Below are 23,708 nucleotides of genomic sequence, written 5' to 3'. Positions count from 1 at the left end.
GCAAGGGAGAGGCTAGGAAAGAAAAAAGCCCTGCGAATGCAGGGCTTTTTACAGGAACGGCGCAGGATTACTTGGTGCCGATCACTTCGATTTCAACGCGACGGTCAGGCTGCAGGCACTCGATCAGGGCCTTGGTCTTCTTTTCGCTCTTGCCGCACTTGCCGGCGGTCACGGGCTGCTTTTCGCCCTTGCCTTCGGTGTAGACGCGGTTGGCTTCGATGCCCTTGCTCACCAGGTATTCCTTGACGGCGGCAGCGCGACGCTCGGACAGCTTCTGGTTGTAAGCATCCTTACCGATGCGGTCAGCGTGACCCACGGCGATGATCACTTCCAGGTTGATTTCCTTGGCCTTGGTCACCAGCTCGTCCAGCTTGGACTTGCCTTCGGCGCGCAGCACGGCCTTGTCGAAGTCGAACAGGGCGTCGGCGGACAGGGTGATCTTGGCGCCGACGGGCTTGACGCCACCGGCGTCCTTGGCAGCGGCTCCGGCCTTCACCAGATCGCCATCACACTCGGCGATGGCGGCGGCGGGGGTCCAGTAGCCGGTGCGCCAGCAGAGGCCGAAACCGCTGCGGGCAACTTCGTTACGGGTATCGGTCAGGTAGGCACCCTTGTCGGTGGTTTGGGCTTGGGCCATGGTGGCGCCCAGGCTCAGGCCGGCGGCAAGCAGAACCAGCAGGGACTTTTTGGCGAATTTGTTGGTCATCTCTCTTTTACCTCGTGTTCGTGAAAGGCAGCTGAATCAGCAACGGCGCAACCCCTTATTTTTGCGTGGGTTCGGCCCGAGACTAATCTCGAATTTTATTCTGCCATACTTTGGCAAGGCTGATCAAATCATTTTTCCCGATTCCGCACAGGGAGCCGTTCTCCACCCTTAATTGCCCTGCAACCCAGACGTGGGAGACATGCTCCCTCCCGGCCGCATATACGGCGTGGGATGCGGGGTCGTAGCAGGGGGAAAGTTCGGGGGATGAAAGGTCGATGGCGCAGAGGTCGGCAGCTTTGCCAGACTCAATTGTACCTATTTTGTCTTCCATGCCCAGCGCCCGGGCACCGGCAAGGGTGGCAGCCTGCAGGGTCTGGTGGGCGCCCAGGGCCTGTGCGTTGCCGCTGGCGCCCTTGGCCAGCAGGGCGGCCAGGCGCATTTCGGCCAGGAGGTCGAGGCGGTTGTTGCTGGCGGCGCCGTCGGTGCCGATGCCGACATTGACGCCGGCTTGCAGCAGTTCGGCAACAGGGGTGATGCCGCTGGCCAGCTTGAGGTTGGAGGCCGGGCAGTGGGCAACGGAGCAGCCGTGGGTGGCCAGCAGGGCAATTTCTGCCGCTTGCAGGTGGACGGCGTGAACGGCAATCAGGCCGGGGCCCACCAGTCCCAGGCGGCGCAGGCGTTCCAGGGGACGTACGCCGTATTGCTTCAGGCTTTCCTCGATTTCAGTCGTGGTTTCGTGCAGGTGCAGGTGGATCGGAATGTCCAGCTGTTCTGCCAGGGGCAGGATGCGCTCGAAGGTCTGGTCGGAAACCGTATACGGCGCATGGGGGGCCAGGCAGAAGGAGAGGAGGGCTTCGTTGCGCAGGTCGTCCCGGGCGGCCAGGCCTTTTTCCAGGTAGTCCTCGGCGCCGCTGGCGTAGGCGTTGGGAAAGTCCAGCACCACCAGGCCCAGGGCAGCCCGCATCCCCATCTGCTGGGCGGCGGCGGCCGCTTCCCGGGGGAAAAAGTACATGTCGTTGAAACAGGTGATGCCGCCCCGCAGCATTTCGGCTGCCGCCAGCAGAGTGCCGTCGCGGACGAACTCCCGGGAGACGAAACGTCCCTCTGCCGGCCAGATGTGCTCCTGCAGCCAGGTCATCAGGGGCAGGTCGTCGGCCAGGCCGCGCAGCAGGCTCATGGCTGCGTGGGTGTGCAGATTGACCAGACCGGGAATCAGTAGCTGTTCGCCCAGACGTACCGTCTTGCGCGGAGTGAAGCGTTCCCGGGCCTCCGCCTGGGGCAGCACGGCGACGATGTTGCCTCCGCTGACGGCGACGGCATGGTTTTCCAGGGTGACGCCGAAGGGTCTGACCGGAATGATCCAGCGCGCCTCGATCAGGAGGTCGATGTTGTCGGCGGGAGTGGGGGAGGAGGTCATCGGGTGTGGGGTGGTAAGTGAACAAAAAAGCCCCGCCGTATGGGGCGGGGCGTCTGTCTGCAACTGCTGTTACTTGGCGCTGCCCTTGACCTCGACCACCACGCGGCGGCTGGGCGCCAGGCAGGCGATCAGCTTCTGCCGGGGCAGGGAGTCATCACATTTGACGCCCTGGGCCGGCTGGGTCTTGCCGGCACCCATGGTGTCCACCGTGTCGGCCGGCACGCCCTTCTTCAGCAGATAGGCCTTGACTGCATCGGCGCGCTTTTCGGACAGCTTCTGGTTGTATGCCTGGGAGCCCAGGCGATCCGTGTGGCCGGTGATCATGATCATGGAGACGGAAGCGCAGGAGCCCAGCTTGGCCACCACGTCGCTGTCCAGGCGCTTCTGGGCGGCGCCGGTAAGGGCGGCCTTGTTGAAGGTGAAGAGCTCGTCGCTCTGCAGGGTGACGGTGAAGTCGCACTTCTTGGCGGCTGCGGCGGCGGCCGGTGCGGCGGCTGCGGGGGCTGCCTTGGTCAGGTCCGGATCGCATTCGGCCAGGGCGGCCGCCGGGGTCCAGGCGCTGGTGCGCCAGCACAGGCCGAAGCCGCTCTTGGCCACCACATTGCGGGTGTCGGTGAGATAGGCGGCGGTTGGCGTCTGGGCCAGGGCCGGGGCGGCACAGGCGAAGGCGCCCAGGGCGGCGATGATGGTGGTCAGGTTCTGCTTTTTCAAGATTTGTCCCTCCTCGTGGGTGGTGTCTCAGGTGTGGCCTTAGGGGGCCTTTCTTTGCCTACCATTGCACATACGGCAATGTATGGGCGATTTAACCAAAGATTTTCGGGGGATACAACCGATTCCGGCGGAGCGGGAAGGGATTCCGCCGGGATATCCCCGGCCGTGGGGGCGTTCTGACGGCGGGGAGGCCGGCGTGCTAGAATCTCCCCCTTCATTTCCACCGGAAATCCTCCCAGAGCCGCTCCGGCGGCCGCCCGAGACCTATGGATCAATTCGCCAAAGAAACCCTGCCAATCAGCCTCGAAGAGGAAATGCGCCGTTCCTACCTGGATTACGCCATGAGCGTGATCGTCGGTCGGGCGCTGCCGGATGTGCGGGACGGCCTCAAGCCCGTGCATCGCCGGGTCCTGTTTGCCATGCATGAACTGGGCAACGACTGGAACAAGGCCTACAAGAAGTCCGCCCGTATCGTCGGCGACGTCATTGGTAAGTACCACCCCCACGGCGATACGGCGGTGTACGACACCATCGTGCGCATGGCCCAGGACTTTTCCCTGCGCTACATGCTGGTGGACGGCCAGGGCAACTTCGGTTCGGTGGACGGCGACAACGCTGCTGCCATGCGGTACACGGAAGTGCGCATGGCCCGCATCGGGCATCAGCTGCTGGAAGACATCGACAAGGAAACCGTCGACTTCGGCCCCAACTACGACGGCTCCGAGCAGGAGCCCCTGATCCTGCCGGCCCGCATCCCCAACCTGCTGATCAACGGCTCCTCCGGCATCGCCGTGGGTATGGCCACCAACATCCCGCCCCACAACCTGGGCGAGGTGGTGGCCGCCTGTCTGGCCCTGCTGCAGAACCCGAACCTGACCATCGACGAGCTGATCGACATCATTCCGGCCCCCGACTTCCCCACCGCCGGCATCATCTACGGCGTCGCCGGGGTGCGCGAGGGCTACCGCACCGGCCGCGGCCGGGTGGTGATGCGGGCCAAGACCCACGTGGAAGACCTGGACAAGGGCAACCGCCAGGCACTGATCATCGACGAGCTGCCCTACCAGGTTAACAAGCGCACCCTGCTGGAAAAGATCGGCGAGCTGGTCAACGAAAAGCGCATCGAAGGCATCTCCGACCTGCGGGACGAGTCCGACAAGTCCGGCATGCGGGTGGTGATCGAACTGAAGCGGGGCGAGATGCCCGAGGTGGTCCTGAACAACCTGTTCAAGATGACCCAGCTGCAGGACACCTTCGGCATGAACATGGTGGCCCTGGTGGATGGCCAGCCGCGCCTGCTCAACCTGAAGCAGATGCTGGAGTGCTTCCTCGCCCACCGCCGCGAAGTGCTCAACCGCCGTACCGTCTTCGAACTGCGCAAGGCCCGGGAAAAGGCCCACACCCAGGAAGGCCTGGCCGTGGCCCTGGACAACGTGGACGAAATCATCGCCCTGATCAAGGCCGCGCCCACTCCGGCCGATGCCCGCCGCGAGCTGATGGCCCGCATGTGGGTTTCCGCCACCGTTACCGAAATGCTGGCCCGGGCCAGCCTGGATGCCACCCGTCCCGAAGGCATTGCGCCCGAGTACGGCCTCTCCGCCCAGGGCTACCGCCTCACCGAAGCCCAGGCCCAGGCCATCCTGGAACTGCGTCTGCAGCGCCTGACCGGCCTGGAACGGGACAAGATCGTCGCCGATTACAAGGAACTGCTGGAGAAGATCGCCGACCTGATGGACATCCTGGCCCGCCCCGAGCGCGTCACCGAGATCATCGGCGAGGAACTGACCGCCATCCGCGACCAGTTCGGCGACGACCGTCGCTCCGAGATCGTGGCCTACGCCCAGGACCTGGGCATCGAAGACCTGATCACGCCCCAGGACATGGTGGTGACCCTGTCCCACACCGGCTACATCAAGTCCCAGCCCCTGGCCGATTACCGGGCCCAGCGCCGCGGCGGCCGCGGCAAGCAGGCGGCGGCCATGAAGGATGACGACTTCGTCGATCACCTCTTCGTCGCCAACACCCACGACTACATCCTCTGCTTCTCCAACCGGGGCCGCTGCTACTGGCTCAAGGTCTATGAAGTGCCCCAGGGCAGCCGCATCAGCCGGGGCAAGCCCATCATCAACATGTTCCCCATGGAAGAGGGCGAGCAGATCAACGCCATCCTGCCGGTGAAGGAATTCTCCGACGACAAGTACGTCTTCATGTGCACCGTCCAGGGCACCGTGAAGAAGACTTCCCTGGCCAACTTCTCCAATCCCCGCAAGGCCGGCATCATCGCCGTCGATCTGGATGAGGGCGACTACCTGATCGGTGCCGACCTGACCACCGGCCAGAGCGACATCGTGCTGGTCTCCGACGGCGGCAAGGCTGTCTGGTTCGGCGAGGATCAGGTGCGCCCCATGGGCCGCCAGTCCCGCGGCGTGCGCGGCATGATGCTGCAGGAAGGTCAGAGCGTCATTTCCCTGCTGGTGGCCGAAAGCGAAGAGGAAACCGTGCTGGTGGCCACCGAGAACGGCTACGGCAAGCGCACCCGCCTGGGCGACTTCCGTCGTTCCAGCCGCGGCACCCAGGGCGTCATGGCCATTGCCGCCAGCGAGCGTAATGGCAAGATCGTCGCTGCCAAGCTGGTGACCGATGCGGACGAGGTCATGCTCATCACCACCGGCGGCGTGCTGATTCGCACCCGGGTGGCCGAGATTCGCGAACTGGGTCGTGCCACCCAGGGCGTCACCCTGATTTCCCTGGATGCGGGCGAGAAGTTGTCCGGCCTGGAAAAGGTGGCGGAAAGCGAAGGCGATACCGATGCCGAGGCCGGCGACGAACTGGCGGACGGCGAAATGCTTGAAGGCGGCGAGGACAGCGCTGCCAGCGAGGAAGCGTAATGCGTTTGTGGAATTTCAGTGCCGGCCCGGCGGCTTTGCCCGCCGAGGTGCTGGAGCAGGTTCAGGACGAAATGCTGGATTGGCAGGGCGCCGGTTGCGGCGTCATGGAAATGAGCCACCGGGGCAAGGAATTCACGTCCATCGCCCAGCGGGCCGAAGCCGATCTGCGGGAGCTGATGGGCATCCCGGCCAACTACAAGGTGCTGTTCCTGCAGGGCGGTGCCACCCAGCAGTTCGCCCAGGTGCCCCTCAACCTGCTGGCCGGCGTTAAGGACAAGCAGCCGGCCGACTGCATCGTCACCGGCTCCTGGTCCAAGAAGGCCTTCAAGGAAACCCAGCGGGTCTGCGGTGAAACCGCCGCCCGCTGCATCGCCAGCACGGAAGACAAGGCTGCCGTGGCCGACGGTTTCACCCGTCTGCCGGCCTCTGCCGAATTGCAGGTCAACGCTGATGCGGCCTACCTGCACCTGTGCACCAACGAAACCATCCACGGCGTCGAGCTGCTGGACGAGGCTGCCTTCCTGGCCGGCGTTCCCGCCGGGGTGCCGGTGGTGGCGGACATGTCCTCCCACATCCTCTCACGGCCCATGGACGTTTCCCGCTACGGCCTCATCTATGCCGGTGCCCAGAAGAATATCGGCCCTTCCGGTCTGACCCTGGTGATCGTGCGCGAGGACCTGCTGGGCAAGGCCCCGGCCAGTCTGCCGACGGTCCTGGACTACGCGGTCATGGCCGAGAACGACTCCATGCTCAACACCCCGCCCACCTTCGCCATCTACGTGGCCGGGCTGGTGTTCCAGTGGCTGAAGCGCATTGGCGGCATCAACGAGATGGCCCGCATCAACGCCGAGAAAGCCCGCCTGCTTTACGCCGCCATCGACGGCAGCGACGGCTTCTACCGCAATCCGGTGGACCCGGCCTGCCGTTCCCAGATGAACGTGCCCTTCACCCTGCGGGATGCCGCCCTCGATGCGGAGTTCCTGGCAGGCGCGAAGGAAGCCGGCCTGCTGGCCCTGAAAGGACACAAGTCCGTCGGCGGCATGCGTGCCTCCATCTACAACGCCATGCCGCTGGACGGGGTTCGCGCCCTGGTGGTGTACATGGACGCTTTCGCCAAGTCCCGGGCCTGAACCATGAGCGACCGCCAGAATAGCGACAACGGCAAGGACTCCCTGCTGGCCGAGCTGTCCGTGGTGCGCACGGACATCGATGCCATCGATGCCCAGTTGCTCGACCTGCTCAACCGCCGCGCCCGCTGTGCCCAGCAGGTGGGCGAGATCAAGGCCCGCCATGGCGACGCCGGCTTCATCTACCGCCCGGAGCGGGAAGCCCAGGTCCTGCGCCGCATCCAGGACATGAACCAGGGGCCCCTTTCCAGCGACAGCGTCACCTGGTTCTTTCGCGAGGTCATGTCGGCCTGCCTGTCCCTGGAGCAGCCCCTCGGCATCGCCTTCCTCGGGCCCCTGGGCACCTTCTCGGAAAGCGCATCCACCAAGCATTTCGGCCATGCCGCCCGGCTTCTGCCCCAGGCTTCCATCGACGATGTTTTCCGCGAAGTGGAAGCCGGTCATGCCAACTACGGCGTGGCGCCGGTGGAAAATTCCACCGAAGGCGCCGTCGGCCGTACCCTGGACCTGCTGCTCGGCACTTCCCTGAAAATCTGTGGCGAGGTGGTGCTGCGCATCCACCAGCACCTGCTGACCAAGGCCCCGTCCCTGGATAAGGTGACCAAGGTTTACTCCCACGCCCAGTCCCTGGCCCAGTGCCATGAATGGCTGAACCGCAACCTGCCCAACGTGCCCCGCATCTCCGTCGGCAGCAATGCCCAGGCGGCCCAGATGGCGGCCCAGGAAGAGGGGGCTGCGGCCATCGCCGGCGAGGCAGCGGCGGACCGCTACGACCTGCCCCGGCTGGCCGAGAGCATCGAGGACGAGCCCAACAATACCACCCGCTTCGTGGTGCTGGGCCGCCACGACGCCGGTCCTTCCACGGCGGGCAAGGACAAGACCTCCCTGATCATGTCCATTCCCAACAATACGGGGGCCCTGCATACCCTGCTGGTGCCCTTCGCCGACGCGGGTGTCTCCCTGACCCGCCTGGAATCCCGGCCGGCGCGCCATACCCTGTGGGAATACGTGTTCTTCGTCGATGTGGACGGCCACCGGGACGAACCCCGGGTCAAGGCGGCCCTGGACGAACTGGCCCGGCGTGCGGCCTACCTGAAGGTGCTCGGGTCCTACCCGGTCGCCGTCTACTGATACCTTCCTCCCCGGCGTTCCGTGGGTTTTTTCGAGCAAGCTCTCTAGGCGCGCGTCATGGCCGAGTTCAACAAGGTAGTCATTTTCGGTGTGGGCCTCATTGGCGGATCTTTCGCCCTGGGCTTGCGGGCGGCTGGCGCGGTGGACGAGGTGGTGGGCTTCGGGCGCAGTCCCAAGTCCCTGCAGCAGGCCCTGGAGCTGGGGGTGATCGACCGGGCCGGCATCAACCCGGCCCATGAGTTGTCCGATGCCGATCTGGTGCTGTTGGCCACGCCGGTGGGTCAGATGCCCGAGATCATGGCCCGCATCGTGCCCTATCTGGGGCCGGAGACGGTGGTCACCGACGGCGGCTCCACCAAGGGCGACGTGGTGGCTGCGGCCCGGGCCGCCTTTGGCGAGCGCATCGGCCAGTTCGTGCCGGCCCATCCCATCGCCGGCGCCGAGAATTCCGGCGCCTCGGCTGCCCGGGGCGACCTATACCGGGAACGCAAGGTGGTGCTGACGCCCCTGCCCGAGAACTCCGTGCTCAACGTGGCCAAGGTCCGTTCCGCCTGGGAGTGGTGCGGCGCCCAGATCTACGAACTGACGCCGGCCGAGCACGACCGGGTCTTCGCCGCCGTTTCCCATCTGCCCCATCTGCTGTCCTTCGCCCTGGTGCATGACCTGGCGGTGCGGGAAAACAAGGAACTGTTCTTCACCTTTGCCGCCAGCGGCTTCCGCGATTTCACCCGCATCGCCGCCAGCCACCCGGAAATGTGGCGGGACATCTGCCTGGCCAACAAGGACGCCCTGCTGCTGGAGCTGGACAGCTACCGGGCCCAGCTCGACGAGTTGCACCAAGCCCTGGCTGCCGGCGATGGCCGCCGCCTGGAAGAAATTTTCGATACCGCCCGCACGGCCCGTCGCGACTGGGCCGAAGGCAAGCGCTAACCCCCGGCTGGCGGGCTTCTCCGCCGGCCCCTCAAGGCTGTTGTGACCATGGAATTCCTCGACCTCGCTCCCTTCGTTTCCGCCGGCGGCACCGTGCGCCTGCCCGGCTCCAAGAGCATTTCCAACCGGGTGCTGCTGCTGGCCGCCCTGGCCGAAGGCGTCACCGAGGTGCGGGACCTGCTCCATTCCGACGATACGGAACGCATGCTGGAGGCCCTGCAGCAGCTGGGTGTGGGCGTGGAGTCCCTGGGTGGCGAGGCCTACCGGATCAGCGGCGTCGGCGGCCCGTTCCCGGTGAAGGAGGCCGAGCTGTTCCTCGGCAATGCCGGCACCGCTTTTCGTCCCCTCACCGCCGCCCTGGCCCTGGCCGGCGGTCACTATGTGCTGAAGGGCGTGGCCCGCATGCACGAGCGGCCCATCGGCGACCTGGTGGACGGCCTGCGCCAGCTGGGTGCCGACGTCCGCTACCTGGGCAACGACGGCTTCCCGCCCCTGGAGATTTTCCCCGCAACCATCCGCGCCGGCGGTGTGCTTCAGGTCCGCGGCGACGTATCCAGCCAGTTTTTGACTGCCCTGCTCATGGCTCTGCCCCTGATCGGCGTCGAAACCCGGGTGGAAGTGGTGGGCGAGCTCATTTCCAAGCCCTATATTGAAATCACTCTGGCCACCATGGCCCGCTTCGGTGTGGAGGTCCAACGTGAAGGCTGGCAGGCCTTCGTGGTGCCGGCTGGGGTGCGCTACGTCTCTCCCGGCACGGTCTATGTGGAAGGGGATGCCTCTTCCGCCTCCTATTTCCTGGCTGCCGGCGCCATCGGCGGCGGTCCCCTGCGGGTCGAAGGCGTGGGCAAGGATTCCATCCAGGGCGACGTGCGCTTCGCCGAAGCCCTGGCCCTCATGGGTGCCCGCATCGAGATGGGTCCCAACTGGATCGAGGCCCGGGGCCCCGCCAGCGGCAAGCTCCAGGCCATCGACCTGGACTGCAACCATATCCCGGATGCGGCCATGACCCTGGCCACCGCCGGCCTCTTTGCCGAGGGCACCACCGTGCTGCGCAACATCGCCAGCTGGCGGGTCAAGGAGACCGACCGCATCGCCGCCATGGCCACCGAACTGCAGAAGCTGGGGGCTATCGTCGAGGAAGGACCGGATTACCTCAAAGTGACGCCGGTGCCGGCCCTGAAACCGGCCGCCATCGACACCTACGATGACCATCGCATGGCCATGTGCTTCTCCCTGGCCGCCTTTGCCACGCCCCTGCGCATCAACGATCCCAAGTGCGTGGCCAAGACCTTCCCCGATTATTTCGAGCGTCTGGCCACGGTCACCCGCAGCGTGCCGGTGATCGCCATCGACGGTCCCTCCGCCTCCGGCAAGGGTACGGTGGCGGCCCGGGTGGCGGCGGCCCTGGGCTTCGGCTATCTGGATTCGGGCGCCCTCTACCGCCTCACGGCCCTGGCCGCCCAGCGGGCCGGGGTGGACTGGGATGACGAAGCCGGGGTGGCGGCAGTGGCCGCCGGCCTGGAAGTGGTCTTCGGCGAAGGCTCCATCCGCCTGGCCGGCGAAGAGGTGGAGGGGGCCATCCGTACCGAGGAAATTTCCCAGGGCGCCTCCAAGGTGGCCGCCCTGCCTGCGGTGCGGGCCGCCCTGCTGTTCCGCCAGCGGGTCTTCCGCTGCGGCGCCGGCCTGGTGGGGGATGGCCGGGATATCGGTTCCGTGGTCTTCCCCGACTCCCGGCTCAAGGTCTTTCTCACCGCCTCTGCCGAGGTACGGGCGGAAAGGCGTTATAAGCAGTTGATCGGCAAAGGGTTCCCTGCTAACATGCAGGCCATTTTGCTGGATTTGCGTGAGCGCGACCGCCGCGATAGCGAGCGGAGCGTGGCGCCCTTGCAGCAGAATGAGGATGCCGTCCTGCTGGACACCTCGGGGCTTACCATCGACCAGGCGGTCGACCAGGTCCTCGACTGGTACGGTTCGGCATCCTGACTGGTGTCACCGTTCCACGCCTCTGCCTCGTCAGCCTGATCGGAAATTCCTTTCGCGTTCGGACTTCCTGGAAGAAGCGGGAACCTTTTTCCCGCATTTTTTCGCCCGCTGTCGGGCAGGGTGCCGGAAGGAAGGGGGAACGGTGGCGGTGTTCAACCTTTTCCCGCCAGCTTGTACAGGCGGTTAGGGTACCTTTTCCATGACTACTGCTTCCCCCATTTCCCAAGAATCCTTCGCTGCGCTATTCGAAGAGAGCCTGGCCCGCCAGGAGATGCGCTCCGGTGAAGTGATTACCGCCGAAGTCGTTCGCGTCGACCAGAACTTTGTCGTCGTCAACGCCGGCCTGAAGTCCGAATCCTATATCCCGGTCGAAGAATTCCTGAGCGACGCCGGCGAAGTCGAAGCCAAGATCGGCGACTTCGTGCAGGTCGCCATCGAACAGCTGGAAGACGGCTTCGGTGAAACCCGCCTCTCCCGCGACAAGGCCAAGCGCATCGCCGCCTGGAACGATCTGGAAAAGGCCCTGAACGAAGGTACCCTGGTGACCGGCGTCATCACCGGCAAGGTCAAGGGCGGTCTGACCGTCATGACCAACAGCGTCCGCTCCTTCCTGCCCGGCTCCCTGGTCGACATCCGCCCCGTCAAGGACACCACTCCTTACGAAGGCAAGACCATGGAATTCAAGGTCATCAAGCTGGATCGCAAGCGTAACAACGTGGTTGTTTCCCGCCGTGCCGTCCTGGAAGAAACCATGGGCGAAGAGCGCGAGAAGCTGCTGTCTACCCTGCAGGAAGGCGCTACCGTCAAGGGTATCGTCAAGAACATCACCGATTACGGCGCCTTCGTGGACCTGGGCGGCATCGACGGCCTGCTGCACATCACCGACCTGGCCTGGCGCCGTGTGCGTCACCCCAGCGAAGTGCTGGCCGTGGGCGACGAAGTCACCGCCAAGGTGCTGAAGTTCGACACCGAAAAGAACCGCGTGTCCCTGGGCCTGAAGCAGCTGGGCGAAGATCCGTGGGTGGGCATCTCCCGTCGTTACCCCTCCGGTACCCGCCTGTTCGGCAAGGTCACCAACCTGACCGACTACGGGGCCTTCGTTGAAATCGAACAGGGTATCGAAGGTCTGGTCCACGTCTCCGAAATGGACTGGACCAACAAGAACGTGCATCCCACCAAGGTTGTCCAGCTGGGCGACGAAGTGGAAGTCATGATCCTGGAAATCGACGAAGACCGTCGTCGTATCTCCCTGGGCATGAAGCAGTGCCTGGCCAATCCGTGGGAAGAGTTCGCCCAGAACCACAAGAAGGGCGACAAGGTCTCCGGCCAGATCAAGTCCATCACCGACTTCGGCGTGTTCATCGGCCTGCCCGGCAACATCGACGGCCTGGTGCACCTGTCCGACCTGTCCTGGAGCACCACCGGCGAAGAAGCCATCCGCAACTTCAAGAAGGGCGACGAAGTGCAGGCCGTGGTGCTGGCCATCGATACCGACAAGGAGCGCATCTCCCTGGGTATCAAGCAGCTCGAAGGCGACCCCTACACCAACTACATCGCCACCCACGAGAAGAACACCATCGTGCGCGCCGTGGTGAAGAGCGTTGATGCCAAGGGTGCCGTGCTGCAGCTGGAAGGCGACGTTGAAGGCTACCTGCGTGCTTCCGAGTACTCCCGTGACCGCGTGGAAGATCTGTCCCAGCTGGTCAAGGTCGGCGACGAACTCGAAGCCATGATCATCAACGTGGATCGCAAGTCCCGCAACGTGAACCTGTCCATCAAGGCCAAGGATCAGGCCGAGCAACACGAAGCCATGCAGAAGTTCGCTTCCGAAAGCTCCGCCGCTTCCGGCACCACCAACCTGGGTGCGCTGCTGAAGGCCAAGCTGAACGGCTCCAACCAGGGCTAAGAAATCCCCTTCCATGCCCCTCCCGGCTTCCCGGTGCTGCGCCGACAGGATCGGTACCGGGGATGGGTGGGGCTGGAGGGCTTCTTTCCCTCAATGGCTTTTTAAGGCTCAAGCATGACCAAATCCGAGCTGATCGCCCGCCTGGCCATGCGGTTTCCGCAACTGGTGGCGAAAGACGCTGATTTCGCGGTCAAGGAAATTCTCGATGCCATGACCGAGGCTCTGGCCCACGGTGACCGTATCGAGATTCGGGGGTTCGGCAGCTTCGCGCTGAACTACCGGCCGCCGCGAATGGGGCGTAACCCCAAGTCCGGGGATAAAGTCAGCGTTCCGGAAAAATACGTACCCCATTTCAAGGCAGGCAAGGAACTGCGCGAACGGGTGGACCTGGGGCTGCTGGCCTCTCTCTCCGCCTGACGCTGACCTTACCCCCTGTCCTGTGGTAGATTGCGGGCGGCAACCCTAGGGTTGCCGCCTTTTTTATTGCTTGCGGATAAGGCTATGCGCGCCCTGATCTTGATCATCCGGCTCATCATCTTCTTCTTCTTGCTGGGTTTTGCGGCAATGAACAGCGATCCGGTGAGTCTGCGCTTCTTCTTCGATACTCAGTGGCAGGCGCCCCTGGTGATCATCCTGCTCGGTTTCTTCGCCGCCGGGACGGCCCTTGGTGCTCTGTCCCTGCTCGGTACCCTGTTCCAGCTGCGCCGCGAACTGTCGCGCACCCGCCGTGAACTGGCGCGGGAGCGGGAGCGCCAGGCCGTGCTCAAGCCGGCTGCCAGCGACGCTGCCGTGCAACCGCCTCCTGCCGGCGAGGCCGTGGCCCAATGATCGAATTCGAGTACTGGCAGTTACTGCTCTTTCCCCTGTTTTTCGTCCTTGGCTGGGCCGCCGCCCGCATCGACATCAAGCATCTGGTGCGGGAATCCCGGGCCCTGCCCCGGTCCTACTTCCAGGGCTTGAATTTCCTGCTCAACGAGCAGCCGGACAAGGCCATCGAAGCCTTCATCGAAGTGGTGAAGGTGGATCCCCAGACGGTGGAACTGCACTTCGCCCTGGGCAACCTGTTCCGCCGCCGCGGCGAGACCGAGCGGGCCATCCGCATGCACCAGAACCTCATCGAGCGGGTGGACCTGTCGCCGGAGCTGAAGCTGCAGGCCCTTTCCGAGCTTGGCCAGGACTTCCTCAAGGCCGGCCTGCTGGACCGGGCCGAAGAGGTGTTCTCCCGTTTGCGCGGCACCTCCCGGGACGAGGAGGCCAAGCGCAACCTGCTGGAAATCTACCAGCAGGAGAAGGACTGGCAGAAGGCCATCGCCATCGCCAAGGAAATGCCTGACTACGCCACCCAGAAGGAAATCGCCAACTATTACTGCGAGCTGGCAGCCGGGGAGATGATCAATTCCCGGCCCGATTCCGCCCGCCAGTACCTGGACTCGGCCCTTTCCCTGCACCGCAACTGCGTGCGCGCCAGCGTCCTGCAGGGCGACCTGTTGCAGCAGGGGGGCGACCTGGCAGCGGCCATCGAGGCCTGGAAGCGCATCGAGAGCCAGAATCCGGCCTACCTGGCCATCGTCGCCCGCAAGCTGCAGGATGCCTACCTGGCCCAGGGCCAGCGGGAAGAGGGGCTGCAGCTGCTGCGCGGCTACCTGGCCAGCTACCCCTCCCTCGATCTGCTGGAAACCGTATTCCAGCTGGTGATGGATGCAGAAGGGCCGGAGGCGGCCTATCGCCTGGTGCGGGACGAACTGCGGCGCAATCCGACCCTGCTGGGCCTGGACCGCCTGCTGGAAGCCCAGCTGCTCGGCGTGCCGCCGGAAAAGCGGGCGGACCTGGAGCTGGTGCGTAATCTGGTGCACAACCACACCCGCCGGCTGGCCCGCTATCGGTGCGATAATTGCGGCTTCAAGGCGCGCCACTTCTACTGGCGCTGTCCTGCCTGCGGCGGCTGGGAAACCTATCCGCCCCGGCGCACGGAAGAATTCGATCTGATCCCCTGAGCCCATGAATGCGTCGGTTTGGGCGGATCAATGACCCTTCAGGGAGAATAATTTGAAAGTTACGGTTGTCGGTACGGGCTATGTGGGCCTGGTGAGCGGTACCTGCCTGGCCGAGGTGGGCAACGATGTGCTGTGCCTGGATGTGGATCCGGAAAAGATCCGGATTCTCAACGAAGGCGGCATTCCCATTTTCGAACCGGGCCTGCTGGACATGGTGAAGCGCAACGTGGCCGCCGGCCGCCTGCGTTTTACCACCGATGTGGAACAGGCTGTGGCCCACGGCACCATCCAGTTCATTGCCGTCGGCACGCCGCCGGACGAGGACGGTTCCGCCGATCTGCAGTACGTGCTCGCCGCCGCCCGCAACATCGGCCGCCACATGGGCGACTACAAGGTGGTGGTGGACAAGTCCACCGTGCCCGTGGGCACCGGCGACAAGGTGCGCGCCGCCATCGCCGAGGAACTCAAGGCCCGGGGAGCGGATATCGCCTACAGCGTCGTCTCCAATCCGGAATTTCTCAAGGAAGGCGCCGCCGTGGAGGATTTCATGCGGCCGGACCGCATCGTCGTCGGCGCCGAGGACGAGCGCGCCATCGAGTTGATGCGCGCCCTCTATGCGCCCTTCCAGCGCAACCACGAACGCCTCATCGTCATGGATGTGCGTTCCGCCGAACTGACCAAGTACGCTGCCAACGCCATGCTGGCCACCCGCATCAGCTTCATGAACGAACTGGCCAACCTGGCCGAGAAGCTGGGTGCCGACATCGAGCAGGTGCGCCAGGGCATCGGTTCCGACCCGCGCATCGGCTACCACTTCCTCTATCCGGGCTGCGGCTACGGCGGTTCCTGCTTCCCCAAGGATGTGCAGGCCCTGCAGCGCACCGCCCGCCTCGATGCCGGCATGGAGATGAAGGTCCTCAACGCGGTGGAAGACGCCAACGATGCCCAGAAGCACGTGCTCACCGCCAAGACCGTGAAGCGTTTCGGCAACGACCTCAGCGGCCGCAAGTTCGCCGTCTGGGGCCTGGCATTCAAGCCCAATACGGACGACATGCGCGAGGCCCCCAGCCGTTACCTGCTGGCCGATCTCTTCGCCGCCGGCGCCACCGTGGTGGCCTACGATCCGGTGGCCATGCATGAAGCCCGGCGCATTTTCGGCGACGAGCCGCGCCTGAGCTATGCGGAGAGCCCCATGGCCGCCCTGGAAGGGGCGGATGCCCTGCTCATCGTCACCGAGTGGAAGGAATTCCGCAGTCCCGATTTCGAGGCCATCAAGGCCAAGCTGAAGCAGCCGGTGATCTTCGACGGCCGCAACCTGTACGAACCCAAGCAGGTGCGCCAGTTCGGCATTGACTACCAGGCCATCGGCCGTCAATAAGGAGTCCGCCATGATCCTGGTGACCGGCGGTGCAGGCTTCATCGGCAGCAATTTCGTCATCGACTGGCTGGCGGCGGGGGATGAACCCGTCATCAACCTGGACAAGCTGACCTACGCCGGCAATCTGGAGAACCTCCAGGGACTGGCCGGCGACCCGCGGCACCGTTTCGTGCGCGGCGACATCGCCGACTACGACCTGATTCTGGAACTGCTGCAGCAGAACCGGGTGCGGGCGGTGGTGAACTTCGCCGCCGAGAGCCATGTGGACCGTTCCATCCACGGGCCGGAGGACTTCATCCAGACCAACATCGTCGGCACCTTCCGCCTGCTGGAGGCCGTGCGGGCCTACTGGAACGGCCTGCCTGCCGACGACAAGGCGGCCTTCCGCTTTCTCCACGTGTCCACGGACGAAGTGTACGGTTCCCTGGAAAATGAGGCCCCGGCTTTCACCGAGCAGCACCGCTACGAGCCCAACAGTCCCTATTCGGCCAGCAAGGCGGCCTCCGACCATCTGGTGCGGGCCTATCACCACACCTACGGCCTGCCGGTGCTGACCACCAACTGCTCCAACAATTACGGGCCCTACCATTTCCCGGAAAAGCTCATTCCCCTCATCATCCACAACGCCCTGGCCGGCAAGCCCCTGCCCATCTACGGCGACGGCCAGCAGATCCGCGACTGGCTCTATGTGAAGGACCATTGCAGCGCCATCCGCCGCGTCCTGGAAGCCGGCCGTCTGGGTGAGACCTACAACGTGGGCGGCTGGAACGAAAAGCCCAACCTGGAGGTGGTGCATACCCTGTGCGCCATGCTCGACGAACTGTCGCCCCGGGCCGACGGCGCCTCCTACGCCAGCCAGATCACTTTCGTTGCCGACCGGCCCGGCCACGACCGGCGCTATGCCATCGACGCCAGCAAGCTGGAACGGGAGTTGGGCTGGAAGCCGGCGGAGACCTTCGAAACCGGCATCCGCAAGACCGTACGCTGGTACCTGGACAATCCCCAGTGGGTGCACAACGTCACCTCCGGCGCCTACCGGGAGTGGGTAGGCCGCCAGTATGGGGAAGCCTGAGGTGTCGGCTCCCATCCTGCTCCTGGGCAGCCAGGGCCAGCTGGGCTGGCAACTGCAGCGGGACCTGGCGCCCCTGGGGCCGGTGCTGGCCCTGGACCGGCGTACTTGCGACCTGGCCGACCTGGACCGGCTGCGGACCGTGGTGCGGGAACAGCGCCCCCGCCTGATCGTCAATGCCGCCGCCTATACGGCGGTGGATCAGGCGGAAAAGGAGCCTGAACTGGCCCGGCGCATCAATGCCGAGGCCGTGGGCCTGCTGGCCGAGGAGGCCAAGGCCCTGGATGCCCTGCTGGTGCATTACTCCACCGACTACGTCTTCGACGGCAGCAAGGCGGCACCCTATGTGGAGTCCGATGCCACGGCGCCCCTCGGCGTCTATGGCCGGACCAAGTGGGAAGGGGAGGAAGCCATGCTGGCCGTGGGCGGCCGCGGCCTCATCTTCCGCACCAGCTGGGTCTTCGGCGCCCGGGGCAAGAATTTCGTCAAGACCATCCTGCGCCTGGCGAGCGAGCGGGACAGCCTCAAGGTGGTGGCCGACCAGGTCGGCAGCCCGACGCCGGCGGCCATGATCGCCACCGTCACCGGCATGGTCCTGGCCCAGCTCGACGGCGGGCGCGCCCAGCAGGGCTGCGAGCTGTACCACCTGGCGGCGGCCAATCCGGTGAGCTGGAACGGTTTTGCCCGGGCCATCGTCGCCACCGCCGAACAGACGCCCGGCTTCGCCCTCAAGCTGGGGCCCGAGGCCATCGCACCCATTCCCAGCAGCGAATATCCGCTGCCGGCGCCGCGCCCCCTCAATTCCCGTCTCGACTGCCGCAAGCTGGAGGACCGTTTCGGTCTGACCATGCCCGACTGGCAGCCCTATCTTTCCCGCATGATGCAGCTTCTCGCCCTGAAGGCCCAGAATGGCTACTAAACCCCGTAAAGGCATCATTCTCGCCGGCGGTTCCGGCACCCGGCTCTATCCGGCCACCCTGGCGGTGTCCAAGCAGCTGCTGCCGATCTACGACAAGCCGATGATCTACTACCCCCTGACCACCCTGATGCTGGCCGGTCTGCGGGACGTCCTCATCATCTCCACGCCCCAGGACACGCCCCGCTTCGAGCAGTTGCTGGGAGACGGCTCCCAGTGGGGCATCAACCTGCAATACGCGGTGCAGCCCTCGCCGGACGGCCTGGCCCAGGCCTTTCTCATCGGCGAGGACTTCCTCGACGGCGCCCCGGCGGCCCTGGTGCTGGGGGACAACATCTTTCACGGCCACGACCTGGCCACCCTGGTGCAGCGGGCCAACGGCCGGGACAGCGGCGCCTCGGTCTTCGCCTACCGGGTGAACGATCCGGAGCGCTATGGCGTGGTCGAGTTCGACGCCCAGCAGCGGGCCCTCTCCATCGAGGAAAAGCCGCTGCAGCCCAAGTCCCACTACGCCGTCACCGGCCTCTATTTCTACGACACCGATATCGTCGCCGTGGCCAAGGGCATCAAGCCGTCGCCCCGGGGGGAGCTGGAAATCACCGACGTGAACCGTCACTACCTGGAAGCGGGCAAGCTTAATGTGGAAATCATGGGCCGGGGCTATGCCTGGCTCGATACAGGCACCCATGAGTCCCTGCTGGAGGCGGGCCAGTTCATCGAGACCATCGAGAAGCGCCAGGGCCTCAAGGTGGCCTGCCCCGAAGAGGTGGCCTGGCGCCAGCGCTGGATCGACGATGCCACCCTGGACGCCCAGGCCCGGGTCCTGGCCAAGAACGGCTACGGCCAATACCTGCTGGCCCTGCTCAAGGAGCAGGGGCTGTGAAGGCAATCAGGACGGCCATTCCCGAGGTGATAGTCCTGGAACCCAGGATTTTCGGCGATGCCCGGGGGTTCTTCATGGAAAGCTATAACCGGCGCACCTTCGCCGAGCTTACCGGCTGTGATCCGGATTTTGTCCAGGACAACCATTCCCGCTCCGCCCGGGGCGTGCTGCGCGGCCTGCACTACCAGATCCGCCAGCCCCAGGGAAAACTGGTGCGGGTGGTGAGCGGTGCCGTGTTCGACGTGGCGGTGGACATCCGCCGCAGTTCCCCCACCTGCGGCCAGTGGGTGGGAGAAGTGCTGTCGGCGGAAAATCAGCGCCAGATGTGGGTGCCGGCCGGCTTTGCCCATGGTTTCCTGGTGCTCAGCGAGACCGCCGAATTCCTCTACAAGACCACCGATTACTACGCGCCCGAATTCGAGCGCTGCATTGCCTGGAGCGACCCCGGGCTGGCCGTGGACTGGCCCCTGGACGGGCTGGAGCCCCGCCTGTCGGCCAAGGATGCCCAGGGCGCCAGCATGGCGGATGCCGAACTTTTTGATTGATATGCCAAGCGACATGTACCAACTTCCCGATTTTTCCGCCGCCCGCATTCTCGTGGTCGGCGATGTCATGCTGGACCGCTACTGGTTCGGCGATGTCTCCCGCATTTCCCCCGAAGCACCGGTGCCGGTGGTCAAGGTGGAGCGCTCCGAAGAGCGTCCCGGCGGGGCCGCCAACGTGGCCCGCAACTGCGCTTCCCTGGGGGCGCGGGTCGGCCTGCTGTCCGTGGTCGGCAACGACGAGGCCGGCCGCATCCTGCAGCGGCAGATGGAAGAGGGCGGCATTGCCGCCTCCCTGCTGCCCGACGGAGCCATCGACACCACGGTCAAGCTGCGGGTCATCGGCCGCCAGCAGCAGCTGCTGCGCATCGATTTCGAGACCACCCCGTCCCACGAGGTGCTGCAGGCCAAGCTGGCCGAGTTCGAGCAGCGCCTGGCCGGGGTGGATGTGGTGATCCTTTCCGACTACGGCAAGGGCGGCCTGGCCCATATCGGCGACATGATCCGCCTGGCCCGGGCGGCCGGGAAAAAGGTGCTGGTGGATCCCAAGGGCGAGGATTATTCCAAGTACCGCGGCGCTACCGTCATCACCCCCAACCGCTCCGAGCTGCGCCAGGTGGTGGGGCGCTGGAGCGACGAGGCCCAGCTGGCGGCCAAGGCGCAGCAATTGCGCAGCGAACTGGAACTGGAAGCCCTGCTGGTGACTCGTAGCGAAGAGGGCATGAGCCTCTATCGCGACGGCGAGGCGCTGCATCAGCCGGCCCGGGCCCAGGAAGTGTTCGACGTCTCCGGTGCCGGCGACACGGTCATTGCCACCCTGGCCGCCATGATGGCCCTGGGCGCCCCCTGGGGCGACGCCATCCACCTGGCCAACCTGGCCGGTGGCGTGGTGGTGGGCAAGCTCGGTACCGCTACCGTCAGTCGCGAGGAACTGTCGGCCGCCCTGGCGGCCGACGCCAATTAAGGAATTCACATGTACTACATCGTCACCGGCGCCGCCGGCTTCGTCGGCGCCAACCTGGTCAAGGCCCTCAATGAGCGGGGCATCACCCGCATCATCGCCGTGGACAACCTGACCAAGGCGGACAAGTTCAAGAACCTGGTGGACTGCGAGATCGCCGACTACCTGGACAAGGGCGAGTTCCTCGAGCGCCTGCTCTGCGGCCACTTCGACGGCGACGTGGAGGCCATCTTCCACGAAGGCGCCTGCTCCGACACCATGGAGACCGACGGCCGCTACATGATGGAGAACAACTACCGCTACTCCCTGTCCCTGCTGGACTGGTGCCTGGAGCAGGAAGTGCAGCTGCTCTACGCCTCCTCCGCCGCCACCTATGGCGGCAGCAGCGTCTTCAAGGAAGAGCGGCAGTACGAGGCACCCCTCAACGTGTACGGCTACTCCAAGTTCCTGTTCGACCAGATCGTGCGCCAGCGTCTGCCCGAAGCCGGTTCCCAGGTGGTGGGCTTCCGTTACTTCAATGTCTACGGCCCCCGGGAGAGCCACAAGGGGCGCATGGCCTCCGTCGCCTTCCACCATTTCAACCAGTACCGGGCCGAAGGCAAGGTCAAGCTGTTCGAGGGCTGCGACGGCTACGCCAACGGCGAGCAGCAGCGCGACTTCGTTTATGTGAAGGACGTGGCCAAGGTCAATCTGTACTTCCTCGACCATCCGGAAAAGTCGGGCATCTTCAACCTGGGCACCGGCCGGGCCCAGAGCTTCAACGACGTGGCCGTGGCCACGGTGAACAGCTGCCGCGCCGCCGAGGGCAAGCCGGCCCTGTCCCTGGAGGCGATGGTGCAGCAGGGGCTGGTGGAGTACGTGGCCTTCCCCGAAGCCCTCAAAGGCAAGTACCAGAGCTTCACCCAGGCCGACCTCAGCAAGCTGCGCAGCGCCGGCTATGGTGACGAGTTCGCCACCGTGGCCGAAGGCGTCGCCGACTACGTGCAATTCCTCAACGGACGCTGAGCCATGTACAAGACCCTGGAAGATTTCGTCGGCAACACGCCCCTGGTGCAGCTGAAGCGCCTGCCCGGCGAGGCCATTGCCCAGCGCGGCAACGTCATCCTGGCCAAGCTGGAAGGCAACAATCCGGCCGGTTCGGTGAAGGATCGCCCGGCCCTTTCCATGATTTCCCACGCCGAGCAGCGGGGCGAGATCCGGCCCGGCGACACCCTGATCGAAGCCACCTCCGGCAACACCGGCATCGCCCTGGCCATGGCCGCCGCCATGCGTGGCTACCGCATGATCCTGGTGATGCCGGAAAACCAGAGCCTGGAGCGGCGCCAGACCATGCGTGCCTACGGCGCCGAACTGATCCTGACGCCCCGCGACGGTGGCATGGAACTGGCCCGGGACGTGGCCGAAAAAATGCGCGACGAAGGCAAGGGCATCATCCTCGACCAGTTCGCCAATCCGGATAATCCCCTGGCCCACTTCGAAGGCACCGGGCCGGAAATCTGGCGCGACACCAAGGGCCAGGTGACCCATTTCGTTTCCAGCATGGGCACCACCGGCACCATCATCGGTACTTCCCAGTTTCTCAAGAAAAAGAATCCGCGCATCCAGATCGTCGGCTGCCAGCCGGAAGAGGGCAGCCAGATTCCCGGCATCCGCAAATGGCCCGAAGCCTATCTGCCGAAAATCTACGAGCGTAGCCGGGTGGACCGCCTTGAATACGTGTCCCAGGCCGAGGCCGAGGACATGACCCGGCGCCTGGCCCGGGAAGAGGGCCTGTTCGCCGGCATCTCCTCCGGCGGCGCCCTGGCCGTGGCCCTGCGCCTGGCCCGGGAACTGGAGAACGCCACCATCGTCACCATCGTTTGCGACCGGGGCGACCGTTACCTGTCCACCGGCGTTTTCCCCGCCTGAGTCCCATGGTTCCCGTCCTCGTCTTCGATATTGAAACCATCCCGGATGTGCCCGGGCTGCGCCGCCTGCACGATCTTCCCGCCGACCTCTCCGACGACGAGGTGGCCGAACTGGCCTTCCAGCAGCGCCGGGCCCAGAACGGCAGCGACTTCCTGCCCCTGCACCTGCAGCGGGTGGTGACCATCTCCTGCGCCCTGCGGGCCCGGGATGCCTTCAAGGTGTGGTCCCTGGCGGCTCCCGAGATTGGCGAAGGGGAGATCATCCAGCGCTTCTTCGACGGCATCGAGAAATTCACGCCCCAGATCGTTTCCTGGAACGGCGGCGGCTTTGATCTCCCGGTGCTGCACTACCGGGGCCTGATCCACGGCGTCGTGGCTCCCCGCTACTGGGACCTGGGCGACGGCGACTATGCCGATTCCCGGGACTTCAAGTGGAACAACTACATCAGCCGTTACCACACCCGCCACCTGGACCTGATGGACCTGCTGGCCATGTACCAGCCCCGGGCCAGCGCTCCCCTGGATGACCTGGCCAAGCTCATGGGCTTCCCCGGCAAGCTGGGCATGGACGGCGGCAAGGTGTGGCAGGCCTGGCAGGAGGGCAAGGCCGATGAGATCCGCGATTACTGCGAGACCGATGTGGTCAATACCTACCTGGTGTCCACCCGCTTCCGCCTGATGCGGGGAGAGGTCAGCCGGGAGGAGCATCTGGCCGAACTGGCCTTCATCAAGGCCGAACTGGCCAAGCTGGACAAGCCCCACTGGCAGGAATTCCTGGCCGCCTGGCCGGAGGTGGCGGCGTGAAGCACGCCTTCCTCTTCCTCCTGGGGCTGCTGGCGGCGTTCGCGGCCAGGGCCGAGGTGGTGAATGTGGACAGCGCCGCAGTGGCCCGGCTGGTGGCCAGTGGCGTGGTCCTGGTGGATATCCGTACCGAGCCCGAATGGCGGGAAACCGGCGTCATTCCCGGCAGCCGCCTGCTTACCTTCTTCGATGCCAACGGCCGCGCCAATCCGGCGGCCTGGCTGGAGCAGCTGAAGACGGTGGCAGGTCCGGAGCAGCCGGTGATCCTCATCTGCCGCAGCGGCAACCGCACCCGGGCCGTCAGCGACTTCCTCGAACAGCAGGCCGGCTACAGCAAGATCTACAACGTGCGCCAGGGCATCCGCGCCTGGATCCAGGAGTCGCGCCCCGTCACCGCAGTGGCGCCAGCCCTGGCCAAATGTTCGCCCGGACGGTTGTGCTGATTTTTTTTGTGGGGC

General features: G+C 65.1%; 22 protein-coding genes. 19 read left to right on the top strand and 3 right to left on the bottom strand.

Translation table 11 applies throughout. The features are described from left to right. Window positions 1–67: 67 nt before the first annotated feature. The 3 genes from ompA to AC1RTA_RS07525 all read right to left on the bottom strand — a co-directional run bounded on the left by ompA (window position 68) and on the right by AC1RTA_RS07525 (window position 2,834). A complete protein-coding gene (gene ompA / locus AC1RTA_RS07535) occupies window positions 68–706 on the bottom strand; it encodes an outer membrane protein OmpA (protein ID WP_287874076.1) in 639 nt (212 codons plus the stop codon). 82 nt (window positions 707–788) lie between these two features. Continuing rightward, entirely contained in the window at window positions 789–2,123 is a 1,335-nt protein-coding gene (locus AC1RTA_RS07530) for a TRZ/ATZ family hydrolase (protein WP_492784392.1), read from the bottom strand. A gap of 69 nt (window positions 2,124–2,192) precedes the next feature. Beyond that, complete coding sequence (locus tag AC1RTA_RS07525) at window positions 2,193–2,834, bottom strand: OmpA family protein (RefSeq protein ID WP_492784391.1); 642 nt, start codon at window positions 2,832–2,834, stop codon at window positions 2,193–2,195. A 266-nt stretch (window positions 2,835–3,100) separates the two neighbouring features. Here AC1RTA_RS07525 and gyrA point away from each other — a divergent pair, with 266 nt between their 5' ends. The 19 genes from gyrA (at window position 3,101) to AC1RTA_RS07430 (ending at window position 23,693) form a co-directional block, all read left to right on the top strand. Further along, window positions 3,101–5,722, top strand: coding sequence for a DNA gyrase subunit A (gene gyrA / locus AC1RTA_RS07520; protein ID WP_014237010.1), 2,622 nt, complete (start codon window positions 3,101–3,103; stop codon window positions 5,720–5,722). Continuing rightward, window positions 5,722–6,852 (top strand): 3-phosphoserine/phosphohydroxythreonine transaminase, encoded by a 1,131-nt coding sequence (serC, locus tag AC1RTA_RS07515; RefSeq protein WP_492784390.1) that lies wholly within the window; start codon window positions 5,722–5,724, stop codon window positions 6,850–6,852. Before gyrA ends, serC begins: the two co-directional genes overlap by 1 nt. A 3-nt stretch (window positions 6,853–6,855) precedes the next feature. Further along, the gene (gene pheA, locus AC1RTA_RS07510) at window positions 6,856–7,980 is read left to right on the top strand and encodes a prephenate dehydratase (protein ID WP_492784389.1); all 1,125 of its coding nucleotides are present in this window, start codon (window positions 6,856–6,858) and stop codon (window positions 7,978–7,980) included. A gap of 57 nt (window positions 7,981–8,037) precedes the next feature. Beyond that, window positions 8,038–8,910 (top strand): prephenate dehydrogenase, encoded by an 873-nt coding sequence (locus AC1RTA_RS07505; protein WP_492784388.1) that lies wholly within the window; start codon window positions 8,038–8,040, stop codon window positions 8,908–8,910. A gap of 48 nt (window positions 8,911–8,958) precedes the next feature. After that, a complete protein-coding gene (locus AC1RTA_RS07500) occupies window positions 8,959–10,893 on the top strand; it encodes a bifunctional 3-phosphoshikimate 1-carboxyvinyltransferase/cytidylate kinase (protein ID WP_492784387.1) in 1,935 nt (644 codons plus the stop codon). A gap of 199 nt (window positions 10,894–11,092) precedes the next feature. Beyond that, complete coding sequence (rpsA, locus tag AC1RTA_RS07495; RefSeq protein WP_014237015.1) at window positions 11,093–12,799, top strand: 30S ribosomal protein S1; 1,707 nt, start codon at window positions 11,093–11,095, stop codon at window positions 12,797–12,799. 114 nt (window positions 12,800–12,913) lie between these two features. Continuing rightward, window positions 12,914–13,216, top strand: a complete 303-nt coding sequence (locus tag AC1RTA_RS07490) for an integration host factor subunit beta (RefSeq protein WP_014237016.1) — start codon at window positions 12,914–12,916, stop codon at window positions 13,214–13,216. Window positions 13,217–13,300: 84 nt separating this feature from the next. After that, complete coding sequence (locus AC1RTA_RS07485) at window positions 13,301–13,627, top strand: LapA family protein (RefSeq protein WP_130458152.1); 327 nt, start codon at window positions 13,301–13,303, stop codon at window positions 13,625–13,627. After that, on the top strand, window positions 13,627–14,793 hold the full coding sequence (gene lapB, locus AC1RTA_RS07480) for a lipopolysaccharide assembly protein LapB (protein WP_043799116.1): 1,167 nt from the start codon (window positions 13,627–13,629) through the stop codon (window positions 14,791–14,793). The genes AC1RTA_RS07485 and lapB overlap by 1 nt, the downstream gene beginning before the upstream one ends. Before the next feature lie 52 nt (window positions 14,794–14,845). Continuing rightward, window positions 14,846–16,171, top strand: coding sequence for a UDP-glucose dehydrogenase family protein (locus AC1RTA_RS07475; RefSeq protein ID WP_492784386.1), 1,326 nt, complete (start codon window positions 14,846–14,848; stop codon window positions 16,169–16,171). A 10-nt stretch (window positions 16,172–16,181) separates the two neighbouring features. Then, a complete protein-coding gene (gene rfbB, locus AC1RTA_RS07470; protein ID WP_492784385.1) occupies window positions 16,182–17,243 on the top strand; it encodes a dTDP-glucose 4,6-dehydratase in 1,062 nt (353 codons plus the stop codon). Further along, complete coding sequence (gene rfbD, locus AC1RTA_RS07465; protein ID WP_492784384.1) at window positions 17,230–18,159, top strand: dTDP-4-dehydrorhamnose reductase; 930 nt, start codon at window positions 17,230–17,232, stop codon at window positions 18,157–18,159. Before rfbB ends, rfbD begins: the two co-directional genes overlap by 14 nt. Next, entirely contained in the window at window positions 18,149–19,039 is an 891-nt protein-coding gene (rfbA, locus tag AC1RTA_RS07460; protein WP_492784383.1) for a glucose-1-phosphate thymidylyltransferase RfbA, read from the top strand. The genes rfbD and rfbA overlap by 11 nt, the downstream gene beginning before the upstream one ends. Next, window positions 19,036–19,584: a dTDP-4-dehydrorhamnose 3,5-epimerase gene (rfbC, locus tag AC1RTA_RS07455; RefSeq protein ID WP_492784382.1), complete on the top strand. Its 549-nt coding sequence runs from the start codon at window positions 19,036–19,038 to the stop codon at window positions 19,582–19,584. The genes rfbA and rfbC overlap by 4 nt, the downstream gene beginning before the upstream one ends. A gap of 13 nt (window positions 19,585–19,597) precedes the next feature. Then, complete coding sequence (rfaE1, locus tag AC1RTA_RS07450; protein WP_492784381.1) at window positions 19,598–20,545, top strand: D-glycero-beta-D-manno-heptose-7-phosphate kinase; 948 nt, start codon at window positions 19,598–19,600, stop codon at window positions 20,543–20,545. Window positions 20,546–20,554: 9 nt separating this feature from the next. Then, entirely contained in the window at window positions 20,555–21,547 is a 993-nt protein-coding gene (gene rfaD, locus AC1RTA_RS07445; protein WP_014237025.1) for an ADP-glyceromanno-heptose 6-epimerase, read from the top strand. Between the two features lie 3 nt (window positions 21,548–21,550). Further along, window positions 21,551–22,450 (top strand): cysteine synthase CysM, encoded by a 900-nt coding sequence (cysM, locus tag AC1RTA_RS07440; protein WP_130458157.1) that lies wholly within the window; start codon window positions 21,551–21,553, stop codon window positions 22,448–22,450. A 5-nt stretch (window positions 22,451–22,455) separates the two neighbouring features. Continuing rightward, window positions 22,456–23,253, top strand: a complete 798-nt coding sequence (locus AC1RTA_RS07435) for a 3'-5' exonuclease (RefSeq protein ID WP_014237027.1) — start codon at window positions 22,456–22,458, stop codon at window positions 23,251–23,253. After that, the gene (locus AC1RTA_RS07430; protein WP_492784380.1) at window positions 23,250–23,693 is read left to right on the top strand and encodes a rhodanese-like domain-containing protein; all 444 of its coding nucleotides are present in this window, start codon (window positions 23,250–23,252) and stop codon (window positions 23,691–23,693) included. Before AC1RTA_RS07435 ends, AC1RTA_RS07430 begins: the two co-directional genes overlap by 4 nt. The last annotated feature ends 15 nt before the right edge of the window (window positions 23,694–23,708 follow it).

It is taken from the genome of Azospira sp. MPR-E4 (assembly GCF_058809645.1).
The sequence above is the reverse complement of the archived record's forward strand: the minus strand, read 5'-3'. Positions and strand labels throughout refer to the sequence as shown.